The organism is Aureimonas endophytica, from assembly GCF_014642635.1.
Lineage (GTDB): Bacteria > Pseudomonadota > Alphaproteobacteria > Rhizobiales > Rhizobiaceae > Plantimonas > Plantimonas endophytica.
The window spans coordinates 1-22724 of sequence record NZ_BMIQ01000009.1; the positions used below are offsets into that span (position 1 = coordinate 1).

General features: G+C 63.1%; 25 protein-coding genes and 1 pseudogene. 16 read left to right on the forward strand and 10 right to left on the reverse strand.

The genetic code is table 11. From position 1 onward, the window contains the following. Positions 1-200 precede the first annotated feature (200 nt). Together IEY14_RS21875 and IEY14_RS21880 are read right to left on the reverse strand one after the other, a co-directional pair. Positions 201-407 carry a hypothetical protein gene (locus IEY14_RS21875; protein ID WP_188912351.1) on the reverse strand — a complete coding sequence of 69 codons (207 nt, stop codon included), beginning with the start codon at positions 405-407 and terminating at the stop codon, positions 201-203. Positions 408-537: 130 nt separating this feature from the next. Further along, positions 538-1428: an SDR family oxidoreductase gene (locus tag IEY14_RS21880; RefSeq protein ID WP_188912688.1), complete on the reverse strand. Its 891-nt coding sequence runs from the start codon at positions 1426-1428 to the stop codon at positions 538-540. Between the two features lie 98 nt (positions 1429-1526). Between IEY14_RS21880 and IEY14_RS21885 the strand changes: the two genes are divergently transcribed. The 8 genes from IEY14_RS21885 to IEY14_RS21920 all read left to right on the forward strand — a co-directional run bounded on the left by IEY14_RS21885 (position 1527) and on the right by IEY14_RS21920 (position 9336). After that, positions 1527-2363, forward strand: coding sequence for a helix-turn-helix transcriptional regulator (locus IEY14_RS21885; RefSeq protein WP_188912353.1), 837 nt, complete (start codon positions 1527-1529; stop codon positions 2361-2363). A gap of 374 nt (positions 2364-2737) precedes the next feature. Beyond that, positions 2738-3979: a tyrosine-type recombinase/integrase gene (locus IEY14_RS21890; RefSeq protein ID WP_188912355.1), complete on the forward strand. Its 1242-nt coding sequence runs from the start codon at positions 2738-2740 to the stop codon at positions 3977-3979. 451 nt (positions 3980-4430) lie between these two features. Further along, the gene (locus IEY14_RS21895; protein ID WP_210318528.1) at positions 4431-4661 is read left to right on the forward strand and encodes a hypothetical protein; all 231 of its coding nucleotides are present in this window, start codon (positions 4431-4433) and stop codon (positions 4659-4661) included. 9 nt (positions 4662-4670) lie between these two features. Further along, a complete protein-coding gene (locus tag IEY14_RS21900; protein WP_188912359.1) occupies positions 4671-5276 on the forward strand; it encodes a calponin homology domain-containing protein in 606 nt (201 codons plus the stop codon). After that, positions 5273-5536, forward strand: a complete 264-nt coding sequence (locus IEY14_RS21905) for a hypothetical protein (RefSeq protein ID WP_188912361.1) — start codon at positions 5273-5275, stop codon at positions 5534-5536. Before IEY14_RS21900 ends, IEY14_RS21905 begins: the two co-directional genes overlap by 4 nt. A 56-nt stretch (positions 5537-5592) precedes the next feature. Continuing rightward, complete coding sequence (locus IEY14_RS21910) at positions 5593-8076, forward strand: DUF5906 domain-containing protein (RefSeq protein WP_188912363.1); 2484 nt, start codon at positions 5593-5595, stop codon at positions 8074-8076. A gap of 347 nt (positions 8077-8423) precedes the next feature. After that, the gene (locus tag IEY14_RS21915; RefSeq protein ID WP_280515065.1) at positions 8424-9002 is read left to right on the forward strand and encodes an HGGxSTG domain-containing protein; all 579 of its coding nucleotides are present in this window, start codon (positions 8424-8426) and stop codon (positions 9000-9002) included. Position 9003: 1 nt separating this feature from the next. Continuing rightward, complete coding sequence (locus tag IEY14_RS21920) at positions 9004-9336, forward strand: hypothetical protein (RefSeq protein ID WP_188912367.1); 333 nt, start codon at positions 9004-9006, stop codon at positions 9334-9336. On the opposite strand, the gene IEY14_RS21925 is transcribed toward IEY14_RS21920, so the two are convergent. Then, positions 9333-9935, reverse strand: a complete 603-nt coding sequence (locus tag IEY14_RS21925) for a recombinase family protein (RefSeq protein ID WP_308422070.1) — start codon at positions 9933-9935, stop codon at positions 9333-9335. The two genes, IEY14_RS21920 and IEY14_RS21925, sit on opposite strands and share 4 nt — an antisense overlap. 216 nt (positions 9936-10151) lie before the next feature. On the opposite strand from IEY14_RS21925, the gene IEY14_RS21930 reads away from it, so the two are divergent. From IEY14_RS21930 to IEY14_RS21950, 5 genes are all read left to right on the forward strand, one after another. Beyond that, positions 10152-10592 carry a GFA family protein gene (locus tag IEY14_RS21930; RefSeq protein WP_188912369.1) on the forward strand — a complete coding sequence of 147 codons (441 nt, stop codon included), beginning with the start codon at positions 10152-10154 and terminating at the stop codon, positions 10590-10592. A 208-nt stretch (positions 10593-10800) separates the two neighbouring features. After that, positions 10801-11235, forward strand: a complete 435-nt coding sequence (locus tag IEY14_RS21935) for a hypothetical protein (protein ID WP_188912371.1) — start codon at positions 10801-10803, stop codon at positions 11233-11235. 78 nt (positions 11236-11313) lie between these two features. Continuing rightward, on the forward strand, positions 11314-11787 hold the full coding sequence (locus IEY14_RS21940) for a hypothetical protein (RefSeq protein WP_188912373.1): 474 nt from the start codon (positions 11314-11316) through the stop codon (positions 11785-11787). A gap of 12 nt (positions 11788-11799) precedes the next feature. Then, on the forward strand, positions 11800-13200 hold the full coding sequence (locus IEY14_RS21945; RefSeq protein WP_188912375.1) for a hypothetical protein: 1401 nt from the start codon (positions 11800-11802) through the stop codon (positions 13198-13200). After that, positions 13200-15290, forward strand: a complete 2091-nt coding sequence (locus IEY14_RS21950; RefSeq protein WP_210318536.1) for a hypothetical protein — start codon at positions 13200-13202, stop codon at positions 15288-15290. Before IEY14_RS21945 ends, IEY14_RS21950 begins: the two co-directional genes overlap by 1 nt. 115 nt (positions 15291-15405) lie before the next feature. Here the strand turns inward: IEY14_RS21950 and IEY14_RS21955 are convergent, their stop codons facing one another. The 4 genes from IEY14_RS21955 to IEY14_RS21970 all read right to left on the reverse strand — a co-directional run bounded on the left by IEY14_RS21955 (position 15406) and on the right by IEY14_RS21970 (position 18324). Beyond that, on the reverse strand, positions 15406-16248 hold the full coding sequence (locus IEY14_RS21955; RefSeq protein ID WP_244639629.1) for an Abi family protein: 843 nt from the start codon (positions 16246-16248) through the stop codon (positions 15406-15408). Between the two features lie 294 nt (positions 16249-16542). After that, positions 16543-16980: an HD domain-containing protein gene (locus IEY14_RS21960; RefSeq protein ID WP_188912380.1), complete on the reverse strand. Its 438-nt coding sequence runs from the start codon at positions 16978-16980 to the stop codon at positions 16543-16545. A gap of 211 nt (positions 16981-17191) precedes the next feature. Beyond that, a complete protein-coding gene (locus IEY14_RS21965; RefSeq protein ID WP_188912382.1) occupies positions 17192-17371 on the reverse strand; it encodes a hypothetical protein in 180 nt (59 codons plus the stop codon). Further along, positions 17368-18324 (reverse strand): thermonuclease family protein, encoded by a 957-nt coding sequence (locus IEY14_RS21970; RefSeq protein WP_188912384.1) that lies wholly within the window; start codon positions 18322-18324, stop codon positions 17368-17370. The genes IEY14_RS21965 and IEY14_RS21970 overlap by 4 nt, the downstream gene beginning before the upstream one ends. Before the next feature lie 334 nt (positions 18325-18658). On the opposite strand from IEY14_RS21970, the gene IEY14_RS21975 reads away from it, so the two are divergent. After that, positions 18659-18958, forward strand: coding sequence for a hypothetical protein (locus IEY14_RS21975; RefSeq protein ID WP_188912386.1), 300 nt, complete (start codon positions 18659-18661; stop codon positions 18956-18958). Positions 18959-19209: 251 nt separating this feature from the next. Here IEY14_RS21975 and IEY14_RS25775 read toward each other — a convergent pair whose 3' ends face one another. The 3 genes and pseudogenes from IEY14_RS25775 to IEY14_RS21985 all read right to left on the reverse strand — a co-directional run bounded on the left by IEY14_RS25775 (position 19210) and on the right by IEY14_RS21985 (position 21764). Continuing rightward, positions 19210-19437 (reverse strand): hypothetical protein, encoded by a 228-nt coding sequence (locus tag IEY14_RS25775; RefSeq protein WP_210318538.1) that lies wholly within the window; start codon positions 19435-19437, stop codon positions 19210-19212. Positions 19438-19505: 68 nt separating this feature from the next. After that, a pseudogene (locus IEY14_RS21980) lies at positions 19506-19742 on the reverse strand (SOS response-associated peptidase family protein); the annotation flags it as partial. Between the two features lie 96 nt (positions 19743-19838). After that, positions 19839-21764, reverse strand: coding sequence for a methyl-accepting chemotaxis protein (locus IEY14_RS21985; protein WP_244639630.1), 1926 nt, complete (start codon positions 21762-21764; stop codon positions 19839-19841). Between the two features lie 265 nt (positions 21765-22029). Between IEY14_RS21985 and IEY14_RS21990 the strand changes: the two genes are divergently transcribed. Then, a complete protein-coding gene (locus tag IEY14_RS21990) occupies positions 22030-22143 on the forward strand; it encodes a fasciclin domain-containing protein (protein ID WP_188912390.1) in 114 nt (37 codons plus the stop codon). 96 nt (positions 22144-22239) lie between these two features. After that, positions 22240-22476: a hypothetical protein gene (locus IEY14_RS21995; RefSeq protein WP_188912392.1), complete on the forward strand. Its 237-nt coding sequence runs from the start codon at positions 22240-22242 to the stop codon at positions 22474-22476. Positions 22477-22724: the final 248 nt, after the last annotated feature.

Below are 22724 nucleotides of genomic sequence, written 5' to 3' on the forward strand. Positions count from 1 at the left end.
AGCTTCTCTCTCCACAACACACATCACAAACATCACCCGCCGCACCCCACAACCCACCCAACGCGGCAACGGGCGCTCACGGCGCAAACCTCCCACACTGCCATCATTGTAGAACGCCGCGCACCGCAGCCGACAGGCCGCAGACGCGGCCGCTCCCGTGCGAGCGATACGCCACAGCGCCCGCCGCCAATCCTCACCCCTCAGTCCAGAACCGCTCGATACCGCGCCGCAATCGACAACCAGTCGCGCTCCCCAGCATAGGCCCGCGCCGCCTGCCGCATCCCGGCATAGCGCTCGTAGGAGCCAAGCGCCGTCCGAACCCGGTCGGTCAGCTCCTCCGTCGTCGTCCCCGTCAGGCACAGCGACGAAAAGAACGCCTCCTCCCCGCCCTGCGGCGGCGTCGTCACAACCAAAGCTCCATTCGCCATCGCCGCCAACGCCGTCCCACGACGCGACGATATCCCGTCGTCATACGGTAATAACGCGACCTTGGAGGGCGAGTACGTATCGCGCGGCGCGAAGGCGTGGGAGATGCTTCTATGAAGCGTAATCCATGTTCCGCAAATCCTCGACCAGGCCGGGGCCCGTCGGGTGCCAATCGAGGCGTTCGCGCGTCAAGGCGCTCGACGCCGGCATATCCATGCCGGCAAAGCCGGCGAGCCAGCCGAAATGGTGCGCCGCCTCTTCGGGTGCCAGCGATCGGGTCGGAACGCCGAGCCCGGCGGCGATCGTCTCCGCGATGGCGCGAAGGGGTATGCGCTCCTCGGCAACGGCATGCCAGCGCGCGCCGGTTTCGTGCCGTTCCAGCGCCAGACGGTAGAGACGCGCGACATCGGCGATGGGCGCCGCCGGCCAACGATTGTCGCCCTGCCCGAGATAGGCCGAGACACCCGTCCGCTTGGCCAGCTCGATCAACGGCGTCACAAGACCTTGCTTACGCGTGTCGTGGATCTGCGACAGGCGGACGATGGCGACACCGACGCCTTTCGCCGCGACCTCGGCCCCGGCGAGTTCCGAGGCGATGCGCGGGTTCGGGTGATCGAGGTCGAACACGTCCTCTCTCGCCGGCTCGCCATGGCCGACGCTGCCCATGCCGATACCGGACGTGATCAGGAAAGGTCGGCGAGAGCCGGCGAGAACCTCGCCGATCGCGCGAATGACGCTGCGGTCCTTCTCGCAGTTTTGAGGGAAACGCGAGAAATCGTGGTCGAATGCCGTATGGATGACCGCATCGACGCCCACGGCGCCGCGCGCCAGACCGGCCGCGTCGTCGAGATCGCCGCGAAACGCCTCCGCGCCCGCCTCTGCCAATCGCCGCGCGCCTGAGTCAGACCGGGTGAGTCCGAGCACCGAATGACCGGCCCCGATGAGTTCGGGCACGATCCGCGAGCCGATGAAGCCGGTGGCGCCGGTAAGGAAGACACGCATGGGACATCTCCGAATGGGTTCGCAACCCATGTCGCGCGGTCACGCAGCCTGTTAAAGTCGTGATCTTATCGGGGTATAATAGCCAACAGGATCGGGTCATGCCGCAGAATGTCGCCAATCGGCTCGGAACCTATCTGCGCGATCGCCGCAACCGGCTCGATCCGGCGGCTCTCGGCTTCGCCGGCGGTCGCCGGCGCACGCAAGGACTGCGCCGCGAGGAAGTCGCGCAGCGCGCCAATATCAGCCCCACCTGGTACACATGGCTGGAGCAGGGGCGTGGCGGCGCGCCCTCCGCCGACGTTCTCGATCGCATCGCCAAGGGGCTCATGCTGACGGAGCCGGAACGCGAGCACCTCTTCATGCTCGGCCTCGGACGGCCGCCGGAAGCGCGGTACAAGGCCGTCGACAGCATCTCGCCGCGCCTGCAGCGCATGTTGGACGCGCTCGAGATCAGCCCGGCGATCGTCAAGACGGCGACCTGGGATGTCGTCGCCTGGAACCGGGCTGCGGCCGCGCTCCTGACCGATTATTCCAAGCTGCCGCGCGAAGGGCGTAATATCCTGCGGCTCGTCTTCGCCGATCCCGGCGTCCGGGCGCGGCAGGACGATTGGGACAGCGTGGCTCGCTTCGTGGTCGGCGCCTTCCGCGCCGATGCCGCACGAGCGGGAGCGAGCCGCGAGATCACCGATCTCGTCGTGGAACTGTCGAGCCTCAGCTGCGAGTTCGAGGCGCTTTGGCACGACAACGAGGTCATCGCGCATGGCGAGGGGCTGAAGCGCCTGCACCATCCCGAACTGGGCCTGATGGAGCTCGAATTCTCGGCCTTCGCGGTCGATGGTCGACCGGAACTCGGGATGGTCGTCTACAATCCGGCGACGGAGGATCTGGCGAAGCGGATCCGAGCCTTCCTGGATCGGCCGATGCCTATGGCCTGAAACCTAAGGCTCGGTCTTTCCGTGTTGGTGCAGAAGCGGCCGAGGGCGCTTCGGACGAAGGCCCCCTTTTTCCTACCTCTTGGTATCTATGACGACATCGCGAGAGGGCACGTCCGAACTAGCACCGAGTACGGTCGGACAGAACCGCTGATGATGTCGATTGGCCGGGAGAAAATGGTGCTGCGAGAGAGGATTGAACTCTCGACCTCTCCATTACCAAAATTACCGGAGCGGGTATACCGAAGGTTATGGCGGGTTATGCCGGAGCTCGCAAGCCCATAGAAATCAACGGATAAGAGGGGTATAGTGGGTTATGCGAGTTTTGGGGCTGATACGGAAATCGTGCTGCCCATGTGCTGCCCACGGAGTAGAGGTTGTCGCTCAAGGTTCGTCTGTCGGATGCCGCCGTCGCCCGCATACAGTTGGATGACGGCAAGAATGATATGGTCGTCTGGGACACGGACGTGACGGGCTTCGGCTTGCGCATTCGCCCTGGCGGAAAGACCTGGATCCTAGCCTATCGACCGGCGGGGACGGGTCGCAGCGGCATCTATAAGAGGATGAAGCTCGGGTCTGTCACCACAATCAGATCGACATCCGAAGCGCGCAACCTCGCGAGGATCGCGCTTGGCCAGATCGCCCGCGGCGAGGATCCGTTGGCCACACGTAAGAAGGAGCGGGAGGCGGAGAAGGCCAAGCTCGCCGATCTGATCGACCGCTACGAAAAGGATCTGATCAGGCGAAACTACGTCGGCGCCGAGCTGCATACGCGGAACCTGCGGACGAAGATGAAGCACATGCTCGCACGGGATATCCGAACCATCACAGGCGCCGAATACGCCAAGGTCATCGAGCGACTGGAGACGGCCGGCAAGGCGGGCGCCGCGAAGGACTTCCGGGCGCGATGCCGGGCATTCCTGACGTGGTGCGTCTCGAAGGCCCAGGTGCTGTCGACCAATCCTCTCGCAGGCCACCGCAAGGAACGGGCGACCCGCGCTGATCGCGTCGCCAAGGCTGAGCACGGCCGCGCGCTGTCGGATACCGAGATCGTCAAGCTGTGGCGGGCTTCCGACCCTGCGACGGTCTATGGCCGGCTCGTCCGGTTCTGGCTGCTGACGGGATGCCGTCGCGGCGAAGGCGCCGGGCTCGAATGGGCGATGATCGACCGGAAGGCCAAGCTGATCCGCCTGCCGGCCGTCTTCACGAAGCAGGGGAGGGGGCACGACGTCCCGATTACGCCGGCGCTCGCTGCGCTCTTGGATGCATGCCCCGTGGATGCACGCTCGGATCTCGTCTTCGCCTCGCCGCGCACCGGCGGGCTGATCAGCGGTTGGACGCAAATCACCGAGCGCGCGAACAAGGCGGCTGGCGTCGTCTTCCACTTCCACGATCTGCGGCGGACGTTTCGCACCGGCTTGTCTCGGCTTGGCATCGACACGGAGACCGCCGAGCTCGCGATCGGCCACGCCCGCGCCGAACTCCTTCAGATCTATGACCGGGACCGTGGCGAAGACCGGGTGCGCGCCGCCTTCGAGGCGTGGGCGAAGCATATCGAGAAGCTCGTCGCTGCGGCGGAGAATGTGGAAGAGAAGCCTTTGATCGGGGCATTCAGCTGATGCGCAGCACCGACAGCTCGTCAAAGAAGCCAATTCGGAAAAGTCGAATCCGCCTCACGAAGAACGGAAAACGGCTCGGCCGACCGCGGAACAATCATACGGAGCAACAGCACTACCATCCCCTCGGCAGGGAAGAGAAATCGTCACTAACCACACTGGATATCGTTCAGGCGGTTCTTAGCACCACTCGACCAAATTATGCGGCCTCCTTGGTTGTGAGGACAGAAGCGGCGCCACATGATGCCAAGGCTGTCGAGCGGGTTGCCAAACGTTTGGCAAGGAAGCGTGCAAGGATGGCCCAGACGCGAGGCGTCGATACCCTTTAAAAGACTATCGCTATTTTATTCAGACTTATCAGCGGTTTAGAGTGGAGCGTTTTGTCCGCCGTATTTGGGCGACAAAACATACGCCAACATACACCTTCGAGGCCACACCGAACCCGAAGGACACCATGATGGCCTCTGCGAAAGCTTCCCTGCCCGACATCAGCAAATTGCCCGCCGACGCGCTCCTGACGCGGGCTCAAATGGCGCTGCTCACCGGTTTCAGCGTCATATCATTCAAAAAATGGGCCCGCGAGGACAGGGGCCCGCGCATCGTCTACGTCGAAGGCCGACCGCGTACGACGGTTCGGGACTTCAAGGCATGGATCGGCGGCTCGTCGTCGCAAAGCGCGGCGTGAGATTTCGTCATGCCGGCGTCGACGCTTTTCGATCGAGCAATCGTTTCCGATCTACCTGACCGCATCGCGAGTTGGTTCGTCGGCGACGTCGTGTTCACTAGCCTGAATGGCCTCGGACTTTTGCGAACGCGGGATCCCTTCGTCGAAGCATGGATGTTCCGCCAGCAGGAAGAGAACGTCCTCCGCGTTTTCGAATCGATGGCCGCCCGCCGCCGGCCGAAGCCTGGCCGACCGGGCAATGGCTTTTTCAAACACCTCTTCCTGGCTGCCGCCTTCGCGGACGAGATGGCGAAATGTAGACGGCGTGAGGCGTCATACTTGGCCGCCTCCAGGAGGTTGGGGGTTTCGAAGGAGGTCGTGAAGAACGGCGTCCATGCCTTCGAGAGATCGGGAGCTTGGCCATTCTTCTACGTCGATGACGACAAGGCCACACAACGGCTGTCGGCGCTTCTCCAAATCGCACGGCATGAACTCGGCCGAATCGAGCGAGAAGCCGATCACGAGCGAAGGGCATCCGAAGAACTGCGGCGGTCGCGCCGATTCGCGCCAGCCATAGGGGGGTATTTCGACGCCGCCTCCGCCGGCAGTCTCGGCGCTTCGCGAGGAGCGCGATGACGATGCCGGGAGAAGGTTTGCCGTGGCGCGAGCGCGTCTTCGTAACGATTGCCGAGGCCGCGTCCATTCTGGCGCGCTCGGACGACTGGATTCGCGACCGAATCGGCGAAGGTCGTTTGGACGGCCGGCGGTTGACGCGCGGCGGCCCGGTGGTCGTCACGGTTTCGAGCGTCGTTGAGATCGCTGACCAAGCCGAGCGTGTCGTACGCGCGCCGACGATATCGCGGCCGCAGCTCCGGCTCGTCTCCTCTCGCTCCTAAAACGAAAACGGCGCGCCGGGGTCGAGACCGGCACGCCGCATAGGACTTTCAACGCTATGGATACGGTATCAGAACACCACGTCTTTGATCAACCCGAATTCGGTGACTTGGTTGCTCCTCGCACGGCGAAGCAACCGGATCGACAAGATGAACGGCACGCGCGCATCAGCGTCGAAGCCGCCGCGACGGGCGTCGAGTTCCTTCGAGCCTTGGACCCGGACGGTTGGCATAATCTCGTCGCCATCAATCCGATGACTGGGCACATCCAAGCTCGGACGTTCGCACCTGGGGATTGGTCTCGGATCGACGAGTGGATCCGGGCGTTCGCAGGAGAGCTGAACATCTACTATTCGGCGAACGAGCCGATCGCAGGGGCGCCTGACCGCAAGCTCGGCAAGAGCGATATCGGCGCCCTCCGCGCGATCTTCGCGGACGTCGACCCTGCCGACGGCGTGCCGGTCGATCAGGCTCGCCGTGTGATCTCGAACCTGGCCGAAATGCTACAGGGGTTGGACTGGCGGCCGACCTTCTCCGTCGACACCGGCGGCGGCGCGCAATTCATCTGGCGCCTGAAGGAGAAGCTCGAAACGCGAGGTCATGCCGCTTGGGCCGAAGCGCAGGGCCGAGCCTTCGCAAAGGAGCTTCGCGGCGACGACGTCTTCAACATAGACCGGATCCTCAGGCTGCCGGGGCCCGTGAACATCCCCCCGCCCAAGAAGGTCGCCAAGGGAAGGACGGTCCGGCAGGCCGTGGTGACGCACCGGTCCGGCCGCTGCTACGAGCCGAGCGAGCTGAGCGTAGCCGTCGCACCTATCGGATCGACGACGCCGGTCGCTCTCGATCCCGTTCCCCAGGACCAACTCGTCGGCGACATCGAGCTGATCGAGCGTGCGATGCGGGCCCTCCCGAATTCACGCGAACTTTTCCCCCATCGCGCCGATATGATCCGGATCGCCTATGCGCTACGGGCCGCCACGGCCAAGGATCCCGGAGCCGGTCTCGAAATCCTCCACGAGTGGGCCGAGCGCTGGGAGGGCGGCGACTATGACCCGGATGTGATCGAGAAGGAGTGGGCGAGCTTGCGGCCGCCCTTCAGGATCGGGGCACCTCTGCTCTTCGAGCTCGCGGATGCTCATGGCGACGCCGACGGCAAGGCGGTGCGGCATGAAGCCGTGGTCGCGCGATGGTTCGACGAAGACTTGGCGGCGGCTGCGAAATTAGCGAAGCCTGTCGCGGATGGGCAGCCCCACAATATCTATGTCGCGCCGGACGACATTATCGAGCGCATCAACCGGACGGAGGCGATCGCGGTCGTGCACGGGAAGACCGTCGTGATCGTAGAGAGGAATGAGGCGCCCGGCCGGCAGACCGTCGTGTTCTCGAACGTCCGTGATCGCCTGACGTGGTACGCGAACCAGAGGATCTTGCGGAATAACCAGCACCGGGCGATCTACGAGCTATGGCTCGAAGATCCGAGGCGACGTCAGTATTCCGACGTCGTGTTCGAGCCAGCCGGCGCACCCAGCGGCGCGTACAACTTGTGGCGCGGCTTCGTCGAAAGCACCGATCCCGGTGCGAGATGCGATCGGTTCTTGGAACACCTTCGGGCTCAGATCTGTCGAAACGAGCCAGCGCTGTTCGAATGGCTTATCGGATGGCTGGCGCAGATGGTTCAGCAGCCTGCCGTGAAACCCGGCGTCGCCGTAGTGCTCCGCGGCGGGCGGGGCGTAGGAAAGTCGATTGTCGGACAATATGTCGGTGCCATGTGCCCGATGCACCACGTGACGGTTGCTCAGCCGAAGCACCTCCTCGGCTCATTCAACGACCACCTCAAGCACGCCCTTCTGATCCAGGTCGAGGAGGCCTTTTGGGCCGGCGATAAGAAGTTGGAGGGGCCATTGAAGAACATGGTGACGTCCGACGTCAGGATGCTGGAGGGGAAGCACCTGAACGCGCATCCGATACGGGATTGCGCGCGGCTTCTGATCACCTCGAACGAGCGCCACGTCGTGCCGGCCGGTGTGGATGAGCGCCGATGGGCGGTGTTCGATGTTGGCGAGGCCCATAAGCAGGACCACGGATATTTCGCGGCGATCATGAAGGAGTTGAAGGAGGGTGGCGCGGGTGCGCTCCGCCAGTACTTGGAGGGCGTCGATCTCTCGAACGTCAATGTCCGACAGGCGCCCGACACTGGGGCCCTGCTTGAAGAGAAGATCGCCTCTCTCAGTCCGATGGCGCGATGGCTTCTGGACTGCCTGACGGAGGGGCATGTCGAATCATCGGGGGAATGGCCCACGAGGATCGAGGTGAAGCGCGTCTATCAGGTCTACAGTCAGACGATCGAGAAGGACCGATATGCTCAACGGCTCAGCGCGGAAGCCTTCGGACATCAGCTTCGCGCGATCATTCCAGAGGTCGAACGCAAACGCGGAAGCCTTCCGAACGGCTCGCGACCGTGGTTCTACGAGCTGCCTCATCTGGATCTAAGCCGCCAGTCCTTCTGCCGGTGGATCAAAGGCGACATACAGTGGGACACGTGAACTTCCCGAACTAGGACAACTAGGACAGGCACGGTCGCGCGGAACCCTTATTGTGCAGGGGCTGTCCTAGTTGTCCTAGTTGTCCTAGTAATAAATATATACGTGAGAAGATGTCTCCTAGAAACGTGTCACATAAGCATACGCCGACTACAGGCGCACGCGTCTATAATAATTTCGTCGAAAGTCTAGGACAACTAGGACAGCTAGGACTCGTCGAGCAAAATCAACGGGTTACCCCGACATCCAACTAGGACAGCACTAGGACAGCACTAGGACGGCCTTGGCTTCAGGCTTATCAGGTATTATGATACCTCATCAGCTCATATCGCTTCGACTTGCGGGGAAACATGAAGAGGAAGGTGTCGCGTCGGCTTGATGCTTGGAGGCAGTCCGCCGAATGGAGAGCGATCTCGCGTGCGCATTGCCAAGATCTCAATCGACAGCGTGCCCTCCTCCCAAAGTGCGGAGCTGCCCGCAAGCGAGACGGCGAGCCGTGCATGCAGACTGCTATGCCCAACGGCCGTTGCTATCTCCATGGAGGTCGGACGCCGAAGGCCGATGATTGGCATCGGCCGGTTTGGCCGAAGGGCCACCCGCGCGCGGTCGAGAAGATGAATGCCAAGCTCCGCGATATCGAACGAGCGCGGAAGAAGCGGGAAGCGCGCCTCGCCGACCTGTCGCCAGAAGAGCGCCAGGCTCATCGAGAATGGCAGATGGCTCACAAGCCGGGCAAAGCCGTCGACCGCAAACGGGCTCGGGGCATGCGTAAAGCGAATGCGGCGGCCAGGGCTACCCTCGGTGTCGACCAGTCGTATCCGCCGTCACCCGAGCTTGTCCGGGTCACGCGCGCCATTGAGGCCCTGGAGAAACTGCGAGCGGCCCGATCGGCCGCAATCGAAGAGTTTGCCCTCGGAGCGTTTGATTGAAATGGCGAAGCGAGCGAAACCGGCCGAAGTGAAGTCGGAGATTCTCGATCTCATCGAGACGGAGGGCATCAAGGCTGCTACCCGAGCGGCAATCGCCATCTGCAACGACGATAAGGCTGCCGCGCCCGCCCGCGCCACGATGGCGGGCTTCCTGTTCCGAGCTGCGAGCCTGGGAGGTTTCGGCAAGAATGCCGATCGTGAGAGCGACATCCCGCTGCACGAAATGTCTCCTGAGCAACTCGACATGCGAGTGCAGAAAGCCTTTGAACGGATCGACAAATACGTCCGCGGTGAACCGCTCGATCTCGACGATGGTGGAAGCCCGTTCGATTAAGCTGCAGTCGCATCGCTTCCTGAGGGCGCTGCGCTTGTCTTGCCCGTGAGGATGCGATGGACGCTGCCCTTGCCGATCCCGACTTCGGCCGCGATCTGGCTCATGGACATCCCCTTGGCTGCCAGCGCCTTCACCTGATCCGCCTTCGCCATCGCGGTCGGCTTGCGGCCCTTATAGGCTCCTTCCGCCTTCGCCTTGGCGATCCCCTCACGCTGGCGCTCCAGCATCATCTCGCGCTCGAACTGGGCGAAGCCGGCGAAGATGGTGAGGATCAGACGCCCCGTCGCGCTGCGGGTGTCTACGGTGTCGCCGCCAAGGCTGAGGATCCGGAGGCCCACGTTCTTCTCGTCCAGTTCCTTAACGATGTCCCAGAGGCCGGACGCGGAGCGGGCGAGACGGTCCACCTTCGTGCAGACGAGCGTGTCGCCTTTCCGAGCGAACTTGATGGCGGCCCGCAGTTCGGCGCGCTCGGACATCGAGGAAACTCGCTCGGCGTAGACCTCTTCGCATCCGGCGGCACGAAGGTCACGTTCTTGGGCTTCGAGACCGGCTTCCTGTTCGAGGGTGGAGGTGCGGGCGTATCCGATCAGCATAGCCATGGCCTGAGGGTCCAGATCGTTCCAATGGGGTCTAGGCTATGATGGCAGTGCCGTTCCAAATGTCAATACACACCCCTGTGGGACGGATTTGAGCTCCAACTGGAACGGTCCACACGAGCTTGCCCTGTGGAACGGCGCCAACAGCATGGCAGGTCTTTCCTCGCCTGCCTCGTGCTCCATAGTCAGCCATGGAAGCAGTAAGCCGGAGAGCGGAAGATGGACGATCGCGACCTCGTGCTGACTGGCGGGTGCCTTTGCGGCGCCGTTCGCTACCGGGCGCACGGGGCTCCGCTGTTCGCCGGCCATTGCTACTGCGCGGATTGTCGGAAAGCGTCCGGATCCGCATTCGTGCCGTTCATGGGGTTTCTTGCCACGGCCGTGGAGTTTTTCGGCGAGACCCAGCAATTTCGCTCGCCGTCGTTCCGTGGCGGGGATGCAGTTCGGAATACGTGCCCGACTTGCGGGAGCCTCGTCTACGGCGGCGAGGTGGGCAAAGACGATAGCCACACGATCTACGCCGGGACGCTGGACGATCCCACGCTCTTCCAACCGAGTGTCGCGATCTTCGCGAAGGACTGCCCCTCCTGGTCTCCGATCCCGGCGACCCTGACTGCATTCCCAACGATGCCAGATCAAGAGACTCCGAGTGAGGGCTGACCCCTGCCGGACCCCGGCACCCGCCCCCTGGGGCAGTCCCATCACGGTTTTCAATCGGCCGCCCGGCGCCCGTAGAAACTTGCGGCCAGCCCGAACTTTTTCGGTATCCGGTTGATCGGAGTCGCGTCTTTTCTCGCTCGATTCAGCCCGTATTCCGACGCGGCCCACTGCGCCATCCTTCACGCAAGGACGCGCGAAAGGTCGAGACATGGCGCAAATCGCAGCGCATGGCGGCGGGTTGCCACACCAAGTTCATGAAGCGGCATTCGCCGTTCATTGGATCGTCGGCAACGCCGAGGCAATTCGGTACCAGCCGCAGCCGGAACATGCGGCCGCCTTCGTCTACGAGGCGATCCTTCGCTTTGCCCATCGAAAAGCGCCGCCGATCGACTTCCCGCAGTTCCAGCGCATCGTGAACGCGCTCTTCTACGCCGAGCCCGCGATCATCGGTCGACTCGCTTTGGATTCGAAAGCCGTCGAGCACGGCACGATGGCGGCCGACGAACTCATTCGTCATCGCTTCTTGGTCCGCGACTGGTTCGATCTCCGCCTACGCCAGAAGCGGGCTATCCTTGAGCCGCTTGAGGCACTTCTTGCCGACACCAAGAGCGCCGCGAAGCGCCAAGGGCTGAAGGGAGTCTGAGGCGTGATCTGGACTTGCGAATCCTCCAAGACGGACATCCTTCCCGAGCCTATAGAGGGTTCGACGGCTCCGGCTATCGTGCGTGAGCCCATCAAGCCGAATGTGGCCGAGCAAGCGGCGATCGCCTTCGAGACGGCGGCACGCGAGCGCGACCCGCTTCTTCACATTGTATGCGGCCTCCGAGCGATCGCCGAAGCCGCCCTTGTCGGCACGCTCGCCTTCTCGCCAGTCTTCGAACTTCGGCGCCTGGAGGCTGCGATCGTCTCCGCCTCCGACGGCACGATGGGCGCAGCCCGCTACGTCCCCGCCCATGCGGTCGCACTCGGCTTCACGGCCGCGCTTTGCATAATCGACGATTCGGTCCGGCGGCCGGAATTCCGCGCGCCTGCCGAGCTCGCCGCGGCTCGTATCGATCACGTCCTCCTTCTCGCTGACGAGCTCGATGCGCAGTTCCGGCGACAGTGCATCGAGCGCGGCGGCGATCTGCTCCGTCGGCACGTCACCATTCAGCGCGCCATGGCGGCGGATGTCGCCTCGCTGACGCGGCAATGACAAGGGTTCATCATGGCATTTTATAGCAACGCAGCGCTCGGCCGGGGCTTCGAGAACATCGCGGCCATGTTCGCGCCGCCGTCCGGGCAGGACGCCGCCGCGTGGGCGGCGGCGAACGCGAAGAACGCGGAGGCCAAGCGCGCGGCCGCGCTCTACGATTACGCCCAGAGCGCGGACTACGATCAGGTGAAGGCCGACCGGATGGGCGTCCTGGCGGGGCTCTACTCGCCGAACCAAAGCTATTATGCGGTCGACCAGAACAACGCGACGACGCAGCGAGGACAGAACCTTGACAGCGCCGATCGGCGGTATGGTGTCGATGTCGGCGCGCGCACGTCACTCGCCAACAACCAAGCGGACAACGAACGCGCGTTGCAGGATCGCGCCATTCAGGAACGGGGCGCTTTGGCCCGCCTCTACGCCTCACCGATCAAGCTCGGGCAGGGCGAGACGGCGATCCTTCCCAACCAGACGGCAGCGGCGACGGGCCTCAACGGTCGTCTCGAAGGCCACGACAAGCCCTTGTCCGAGACGGAATGGCGGGCCGCGCAGAACGAGCGGCTCCGCCAGTCCGGCCAGCTGACCGACCGCGACCTTCTCGACGTGATCATGGGCGAGAAGACGCCCGTCGAGGCCATCGGACCGGATGGCCGCACGCCCACGTTCATGAGCCCCGGCGCCGCGGTCCGCACCGGCGCGCAACCGGCGCCGTCGAAGCCGCTGGTGAACGTGCAGAACGGCGGAGAAGGCGCGTTCGAGAAGACGCTCGGCGAGAAGCAGGCCGGCCTCTTCATCGACCTCGCCGCGGACGGCGTCGCCGCGCGCAACGACAGAGCTCTCCTCGACCGCTTCGACGACCAGGCGAAGGACCTGCCGGGCGGGATGCTCGGCGGCCTCCAGTCGCTCGCCTCGCAGTACGGTATCAAACTTGGCGACAACGCCAGCAACGTCGAGGCGGCGAACGCGATCATCGCGCGTCTCGTGCCGGCCGCGCGTCAGGGCATGCCTGGCGCGGCCTCCGACCGCGACGTCGCGCTCTTCAAGTCGAGCCTGCCGAGCCTCTCGCAGACGCCGCAGGGCCGGCAGATCATCAGCGACACGCTGCGGGGCCTCGCAGCCACCCGGGTCGATCAGGCGCGTATCGCGACGGCCGTCGTCAACGGCGACATGTCCCGCGCGGACGGCATGCGGGCGATCCAGGCGCTGCCGGATCCGTTCGCCGCGGTACGCAACGTCAGTGGTGCCGACACCAGCCCACGAGGCGGTTCGGCGCCGGCCGCTGCCACTGCAACCCCGGCAACCTCGACTGCCCAAGCTGCCCCGGTCCGCGTCTCCACGCCGGAGGAGGCGCGGCGTCTGCCGCCGGGCACGCGCATCATTCTGCCGGACGGTTCGGAGGGGAGGGTTCCGTGATGGCCGACGCCTGGGCCGACTTCCGTCTTCCGCTCGCACCCGCCGCCGCGCCGCCGTCCGACCCGTGGGCGGAGTTCCGCGCACCGGCGGCGTCCCCCGCCGCCGCGGCCGAGCAGGCATCGCCGTCCATGCCGCCCACGACCGGTCGGCCGGCGGAGCCGCAGCAACCCCTCGGCGACGCCTGGGGCGCAAAGGGGGAGTTCCTGAACGGCGCGACCTTCGGGCTCGTCGACGAGCTCGGCGCCGCGCTCTTCACGCCGATCGAGATGGGGATACAGGCATATCAAGGCGAGCCGCTCTCGATCTCGGCCGGCTACGACACGGCGCTCGGCCGGCAGCGTGAGGCGCAGGACGCGTATCGCAAGGACCACCCCGTCGAGGCGACGGCGGCCGGCCTCGCCGGCGGCCTGTTCACCGGCGCTGGCGCGGCCCCGAAGATCCTGTCGTCCGGCGCCAGTCTCGGGACCAACATCGTTCGCGGCACCATCGCCGGAGGCGCCGGCGGTGCGGCGGCAGGCTTCGGCGAAGGCCGTGGCATGCAGGACCGCGTCGAGGACGCTATTCTCGGCGGCGGCATCGGTGCCGGCCTCGGGGCGGTGGCGCCGCTCGCCGGCGCTGCCGTCGGTGCGGGCATCCGCCGGATCGGCGCCGGCCGCGCGGCGCGCGAGACTCTGGAGCCCGTCGGCATCGGCCGGCGCACCGCCGACCAGATCGGCCGCGAGCTCGATCGCGACGCACTTTCCCCCGAGGCCGCGCGGACCCGCCTCGACGCCATGGGGCCGGATGCCATGCTTCTCGACGCCGGCGACAACCTCGCCGGCGGCGCCGAGGCCGTCGCCAACGCGCCGGGCGCCGGCAACCGCACGATCCGCGAGCGCCTGGCGGCCCGCAACGCCGGCGCCTCGCAGCGCATCACCGAGGCCGCAGACGCCGCGATCGGCCCGGCCCGCGACATGACCGAGACGGCCGACGACCTCATCGCGCGCCGCGGGCGGGAAAGCGGCCCGCTCTACGCGCAGGCGTTGGAAAAGCCGATCGGCTGGAACGACCGGATGCAGGCGTTCATGGATGATCCCATCACCAAGGGCGGCCTTCGCAAGGGGCTCGAAATCCAGCGTCTCGAAGCGCTGGCGCGGAACGAACGCTTCGACCCGGTCGACTACAACATCACCGACTTCAACGTGGCCGGCGATCCGATCATCACCGGAACGCCGAACATGCGGACCTTGAACGTCATCAAGAAGGGCCTCGACAATATCGTAGAAGGCTATCGCGATCCGACGACCGGCCGGCTGCAACTCGACGAGTACGGCCGCGCCGTGAACGAGGTGCAGCGCGCTTTCATCAAAGAGATCGACGGCCTCAACCCGGCTTATGCCGCCGCCCGTGCCGCCTGGGCCGGTCCGACGCGGGTGCGCGACGCCCTGGCGCTCGGCCAGGACGTCTTCGATCGCTCCGTCCGTCCGGACCAGCTTCGCCAGCGCTTGGCCGCGATGGGCGACGACGAGCGGCAGGCCTTCCAGATGGGCGCGCGAGATCAGCTCTCCGAGATCATGGGCACGGCCCGGCGCGACGCGGGCGCGGCGCGGGCGGCCTTCGAGACGGGCTGGAACCGCGAGAAGCTCGGCCTTCTTCTCGGTGACGACGAGGCGGCCGGCCGCTTCCTGGATACGCTCGGCACCGAGACGCGGTTTGCCAACCGGTCGAACGCCATCACCGGCAACAGCGCCACGGCCCGCCGCCAGGAGCGCGTGGGCGAATACAACGGCCAGCGCGGCGCGGCGCGCGGCGCGCTGGATCCGGCCTCCGGCCTCTGGGGCGACACGAAGCGCACGATCGCCCGCGGCGTCGACGCCATTCTGGACGGCCGGGCGGCGCGCTCGGCGGAACAGATGCGGGGCGAGTTCGGCGATGCCGTCTCGCGCCAGAGCGCTCAGCGCGACGAGCTGATCGATGCGATCATGGGCTACGGTCGCGGTCGCGAGGCAGCCGCGCAACGGGCCATACCAAAGGAAGAGCTGATGCGGGCGATCATGAGCGGCGGGGCCTTGGCCGTCTCCGGCAGCACCCGGCGCGGGCCTAATGGTTAGATTTAACTCGGTCTATATCTGTTCTGCATCGTCCGCCCGCGCTGGTACGGTCCGCCTGCGTCGATGATGTCGGTAGCTACTGCCGAAGCATCCGGTGCCAGCCGTCAGCGCCTCTCTAGTCAATTTTCCAGGAAGGCCGGTGCTGCCAATCGTTCGGAAGTCCCATTGATGCGGGATCAGCCAACGGGCAGGAATTGAGAAGCTCGATGAGATGCCAGCGCCATCCTGTTCCCGGAGCTATGATCTCGATCAGATGGCCTACAGCGACGAGAGTGTTGTAAAGTCGGCGCTTCTCTGCAGGGTTCATCGCTAGCTTTAGTGAAACGGGAGAGTTGGGGATCGTCATCGTGACGATGAATTGCTTGTTCCATAAGCGGCCATGATGAGCGCAGATGTTTCTGACATAGGTCAGGTGATGGACAATCGAGACTAAGACGCGCTCATCCAAACCGAAGTCTTTTGAGATTGCCTGCCGATCTGAGCGAAACTTCAGGTTCCCAAACCACTTTGAAAGCTGGCCGAGCGAGAGGATTTCGGCGGTCATCCAAACTGGTGGTTGAGGGGGATCATCGTACTTATGTCGATAGTGCACGATGAATGTGTCTCGTGAGCGTTCTACCTCTTCGAGGAGTCCGTTCATCGCCTTGGCGTAATGATCCGCGCGGTCATAAAGCGCTGGGTCCAAGTAGCCGTGCGGACCATATTTCATTGCGAGATGATACGCCCAAGCACCTCGGAAAGAGACTTCAATTCGTTCGATTGCATCCATGACATGCAATCGTAGTTGCCGATCGAAAACATACAACGAAAGAGCGTCATCGAACGACGTTCCAGGACGGAACTTATGGTCGCCGGGAGCTTCTGCTGTGTCCTCGAATGGAAGCCAGTATGCTCGCAACCGATAATAGCTTACATGGCGGAGGTAATGCTCCGCCTTCGCCTTATCCGGCACTTCCATACCGCGGCGTCGGAGCAGTGCAATTTGTTCCGCAATCGAAACGGACGGCTTAGCGAACCTCACTCAATCACCACGTTCGGATTCGCCAAACCCAAAAACGAGAAACCCGCCAGGGTGCGCAGTTCGAAGCCGAAACTTCGTCCGAGGCGTGGCGGGTCTTATTGATGAGAGATATGGCCGAAACCCCTTACGAAGACAATAACCCAGACTGGGCAAATTGATGCCCAGCGCGCGTCATACTGCAGCAACTGGATGCGACCGAGATCGGTGAGGCGCGGGAAGCGTAGCCGCTGTCTACGCGCCGTCCTGCAGCATAGCGGTCGCCTTCGCATATTTTGCCAGCCGCGCCTCTTCCTTCTCACCGATCGTCCGTAGCCTCGTGCGATCGGAGTTGTCGGCAAGATCGGCCAGCTTCACGGTACGAGCGAGTGGGTTCGCGCCGGCGCGCCGAATGGCATCAAAGTAGTCCTCGCCTTCACGATGGGTCAGTGCGTCGACGGCCTGCACCACAGCGTCCGGGAAGCCTTCCTCACGAAGCCGATCCAGCGTCCAGCCGGGTCCGTCTTCAACGACATCATGAAGCAGAGCGACGACCTTCTCGGCCGTCCCGTGAACAGACTCAGAAACTCGACGGGGATGCGAGATGTAGGGCGCCCCCGCCTTATCGACCTGACCAGCATGAGCCTTATCGGCAATGCGATCGGCGCGTTCCAGCATTCCCTCGTTCGACATAGCTTGCTCCTCCGAATTTGCTCTTCGTGGAAATGGCGTCAACATCGAACGACTCGATCGCTACTCCTACTGCTTCTGGCCAGCAAAGTTTGCCGCCATCCTCACTTTAGTCGGCGGTCGCTTACGTGATTGAGATACCGTCAAACATTGGCCGCTCGCCAGCACGTGAAGCGGTTGTAGGGTGTGGTTGGCGAACTGTAGCAGGCCTTCGTTAGGAATTCGATGTGCCGCTACGATCGTCTTCGATGATCGACTGTTCCTCCTGGTCGCCTTCGTCTGCGTCCTCCGCCGGACCGCTGTTTTGATCTTCGCCGAAGAAACCATCTTCGTCTGCGTGGCGGATTTCTTCGATATCGGGCGTAATCGGGCTGATGCCGGGCGTGTTACTCATTCTGGTCCCCCATCATCTGATGCTGCGAACTTTCCCAACGCATTGCTTTCATGCGTGGCCATTTCCAACATCGTGCCTAGGCTGGCTGTCTCTCGGGTCGGCATTGGGTCGAAAACGATATCTTCGAGAAGACGTGTCATCCGAACGACGTCTCCGTCCTGCTCGATGAACGTGTCGAAGTGCGTGAAGTTGCTCGTCGTCAAATCCAGCACCGGCTCGCGGTTGGCTTCCATAGCCGTATGGAAATCCTTCACGGACCCCGTGGCCACAAGGAAATCCGAAAGGCGCCGGAAAAGCTTCGGGAGGATGACGGCATCGTCCGTGATCGAGGATAGCGAATTCACTCGCACGCCCGTCTGCGTCACATCTTGCGCGAAAACCCCTTTGCGTTGCCTCCTCGCTGTCGCCGCAGCGTCTGCCAGAACTGTCCTAAGGTCCGCGAAAAGGCCCCAATAGAAGGTCGGGTAGACGAGCCCTTCAGCGAGGGCCGCCTGGTTGTAGCTACGCGCAAGGCCCTCTTGGTCGAGGAAAACGTCGTCCCCATCCTCTTCGTTCGCATCGCCCGCGAAAGCGAAGGCAATGACACGACCATACTTGTCCACGGACCGTGTCAGGATGTGTCCTTTCGCCCCATCCGTCGCCGAGGCGATCGAACGCCGCTCAGCCGTCCAGACGACCTCGTGGATCCCGACGAAGTTGAGGAGGAAGTCGGTAGCCCCGCGAGCGAGCGGCATTGGCTGGCTCAGCGCTCCGCCACCGGACGGAGGCGAGTAATGGCTCTCAAGCGCGTCGATGCCCTCCAGACGGAGCGGAACATGGCCGCGCAGATTGAAGCGCGCACTGCCGAGGAGGTCGCCAAGCGCCTCCCTGTCGTCCGGTTCGAAACGGATTGTGTCCCCATCGGGAGCGTAGTTGACGACCCTATAGCGGCCCTTCACGAGGCGGTACGGCATGGCATGTCCTCCGCAGCTTCGCGCAAAGCCTATGCGTCGTCGATGACGATCCCGCGACAGGATCGAGCACGACATTCATCAGCCGCTACATACGCTTGTCCATCAACGGAGACGCCACGACGTATCAGCCCAGTTCCGCGCGGGCGTGCTGCGCAGCTTCATATTGCTCAGGATGCATCAAACCTCGATCCGCATCGAGCTGACTAACCGCAAAACGTAGTCTGCGGACCGTAACTCGCACTATTGTTATCCAACCCAAAACCGTTCGCGATGTGGATTGAGCGGAGATAACCGCCTAGAACGACTGTTTATGTCAGTTCGATGAAGGTGCTCCATGGCCAAACTCGAAGAGATCGCCCGCACGATTTCCCTCCACGCGCAGCCAGGCATGAAGCCGAAGGCGCTCATGGCAATGGTGAAGGAGCACCACCCGGAAGCGTCGAAGAAGGACGTAAGCCGTGGAGCGTTCTATGCCGTGATCCTGGCAGCCGAGCGCGATCCGAACAAGGTGTCGGTGCTCCACGACATGGCGATGGCTGCGCGTTCTGAAGGAGCTGGTCTTTCCGAGGCAGGAGGTGGCTTGCTCGGCTTCGAAAGCCAGAAAGCGAAGCGGTCGAAGAAGACCAAACACTGAACGAAAAAGGCGGCGCCGGCCGAAGCCGACGCCGCCTCTGATCGCCGGTTGACTGGAGGTCAGAAGTCGCGGCGGAACTCGATGAAGCCGCGCGTCTGGTCGAAATCGTCGACATTGGCCGGCACATCAGCCCGGCATCATTGATGGCACGCCGATCGCGGGCCGGAACTTGACATCCTTAGCCTCGCGCCAGGACGCTGCGGCGTCACCGTCCTCCAGAACACATTCCCTGACCGCGCCTTCATCGAACTCTATCGGCCGGCGGCGTCGCATTTGTTCGCCATGATCCGAGCTGACCAAAGCTCACCGCCAAGCGCCAGCCTTTGGCGAGCCAACCGGCAGCTCTCATCGAATTGCGCCAGCTCGAATGCCGCACGCCGCTCGACCTCGCGGCGCAACTGCCAGACATAAACAGGATAGGCGATCAGGAGCGACGCCGTGATGGCCCCAGCCGCAAGCGCGAAGCTTCGCGCGGTCATAGCCGGCAGATGTCGAGCAACAGTCCCCGAAGGACGAGACGTCCACGCCGGGGAGGATCGGCCGATGATCACTCGCCGTCCTTCCGTTCGCCTTTGGCGACAATCCGCAGCGCTCCATCAGGAAGCGGGCGTTGAAGCTCGGAAGCCTCCTTCCACTCTGCTCGCAGCCAGACATCCATCTCCTCCGGCGTCGTCAGGATCACCGGCATGGCCTTCGGATGGACAGCCTTAACCTCCTTGTTCGGATCGCATGTCAGGAAGCCGTAGGCATCTACCGTCACCTCGCCCTCCTTGATCTCCATGATCAATCGTAGCGGAACCGCACGAAAGGCGCTCAGCTCGTTTTCCACGAATTGTATGAATGGCGCTCCAGCTTCTCCCTGGAGCGCCATTCGTCTTTGTCAGAATTCAGCCCAGTCGTCCGGGGCAGTCTGCGAACGCGGCGCAGCGCCACCTGTACCGACTGTCCGAAGCTGCGGAACGGCGCGGGGTTTTGCAGAAGCGTTGCGAGTTGCGTTGCGCGCTGCCGGCTGGTTCCTCAAGCCATCCGCCGTTCGGAAGCCGTCAACCAGACCGGCAAGCTGATCGGTTTCGCGCAGAAGGCTCTGCGCAGCTGCCGTCGTCTCCTCGACCATCGCTGCGTTCTGCTGCGTGACCTTATCCATCTGGTCGGCTGCCGTAGCGACTTCCTTCAAGCTTACGGACTGCTCACGTGCGCCCCGCGCCATCTCGGTGATGATCGTGGCGACGCCGCCGACTTGAACCATGATCTGTTCAAGAGAGCGCCCGGTAGCCGAGACGAGTTCGACGCCCTCTCCAACCTGGCCGGTGGATGTCGAGATCAGGTCCTTGATCTCCTTGGCCGCCTCGGCCGATCGCTGGGCGAGGCCGCGCACTTCCTGCGCCACCACCGCAAAGCCGCGCCCTGCCTCGCCGGCCCGCGCCGCCTCGACGCCGGCATTCAGAGCAAGGAGGTTCGTTTGGAAGGCAATCTCGTCGATAACGCCGATGATGTTTCCGATCTTTGCCGAGGACTGCTCGATCTCCGCCATGGCCTTGACCGCGTTTGCAACGATCGTCCCGCCTTTGTCCGCCTCGGACTGCGCCGAAACAGCGGCAGAGCGAGCATCGTCCGCACGTTGGGCCGTGCCGTTGACGCCGCGCATGACCTCAGAGAGCGCCGCCACGGTCTCTTCCAGCGAAGCCGCCTGCTGTTCGGTGCGTTGTGATAGGTCTCCGGCGGCGACTGTGATCTGATTAAGACCGACCCGCATCGTGCCGACCGCGCCAACAACCGAGCCGATCGTCGTTTCCAGCTGCGTCACCGAGGCGTTGAACTTTTGGCGGATTGGCTCGAATTCCGGGGCCACCGCCTGATTCATCCGAACCGTCAGATCGCCGGCCGACAGCTTGTCGAAGCCCTCCTCAACGAGGTGAACGAAGATCTTCAGATCTTCAGCCTTTGCGCTGTCGATTGCGGCTTGGCGCTCGACATTTGCAACCTGTGCCGCCTGCGCCGCAACGGCTTCAGCCTCAAGCCGCTTGTTCTGATTGGCCGCGTCCTTGAACACCTGGACCGCCTTCGCCATCACACCGACTTCGTCGCCGCGATCTGTCCCCTCAACAGGAACGTCCAGCTGTCCCCCTGCGAGTTCCTTCATGCGTTGCGCCAGGAGTTGCAGAGGACCAACGATGCCTTTGGACGAAACAGCCATGGCGGCGGCAACACCGAGGATGAGACCGATGAGGGAGCCCGCCAGCATTGTGTAGATAGTTGACCAAGTGCTCTCCGTCAGTCCATCCGACTCGGCGCTCGTTTCAGCGATAAGCTTCTCGCGAAGTTCGCCGTACTCGGTATCGAACTGCTTCGTTGCCGCATCCATCTTCGCCAGTAGCGGAATGGCAGACTTGTCATCATTCAGCAGGCCAGCATCGACACCTTGCTTGCCGAAAGAAGCAATCTCATCCAGCGCAGATTGCAGCTTGTCGAGTTCGGCAGCCTTTTCAGGAAACCCTTTTCGAACGGCGCCGAGGTGATCCTTAGCCTTTTGGATTTCGTCACCGCGATCGGTTGCCGACGCCTTCGCCTCGTCGGTCGCGCCTTCATAGACGAGAGTCTTGTATGACGCATAAGCGGCATCGCTGATGCTCTTCCCCGCTCGGACAAGTCTCATGACTGCAGCCGCGCGCTGATCGACCAACGCCGAGTAGTTATCGTCGATACTTTTCATCTGCGTCGCCGCGTAGCCCGACAAGCAAAGGCCAATTAAGCTGACGCCGACTGCAATCGCTGCGATCTTCGTGGAAATCTTGAGGTGCTGGAGCATGGGAATTCGTGGAATTGCAACGACAGAACTGCCGTAGCATTCGACCCGACCGCCTCAACGACACCTTAAGATCAATGAGGGCGATAGTTCCTTATCATTTTAGCTAGCCATTTTGACTACTGAGCGTTGTAAACGTCGGGCAAACTCATCGGCTGAGCACATAAGGCCGATGGGATTTTGTCGCTGCTCTGCCACTGGCGTTTCGCTCCTGCTTGGCTCCACAAGGCAGTTCGTCTGCCCCTTCATGATCGATTGAAGATTGCACATGACGCGAGATCATCACGGCCGCCGACAGCCGTCCAGCGGCACTTACCAAGCCGACGTCATGCAGAAGAACGGCGTGGTCCATGTCATCGATACGGTGCTGATGCCGAAGTGAGCTTTTGAGACCGACCTGCCTGGCGCGCGATCTGCGCCAGGCTACATTAGCCGGTTGCTATGATCAGGCTGCGCGGAAAAGACGGGGTGGAAGGCGATGAGTGAAAGAGGCGTCACGGGATACTTGTTTGCGTTCTCTCATGACGATCTCGATCCCTCGGATGGCTTGCGCAAAACCCGTGTTCTCGCCGTTGCGCGATCCGCCGAGGAAGCAATGATCGCCGCGAGAGATCTCATCGGTCGATCAGACCTCGAACTGATCGAAGTCGGATCGGATATTCTGGCGCAAGCCCGTGAGATGGGACTTCAGGAAGGGCAAGCGAAACGCTTGTGAGTGGGGCGACACAGCTAGAACTCGCTCAGCGCGAATTTAGGTCTCGCCCCTGGCACGAGCATCGCCGCAAGCAGGTTCAGGATTCGCCGCCGGCGGATCACGACTGTGCCTCGAACCGCGGATCGACGCCGGGATAGTGAAGCCCGCGTCAGTTGTAGAGGCGCTGAGGGCTTCAAATCCGGTCGATCATGTAACGAAGCCGGTTGTTGGGCTTGGATCGCTGAGTTCGGCGACTGCGACGACGAGAA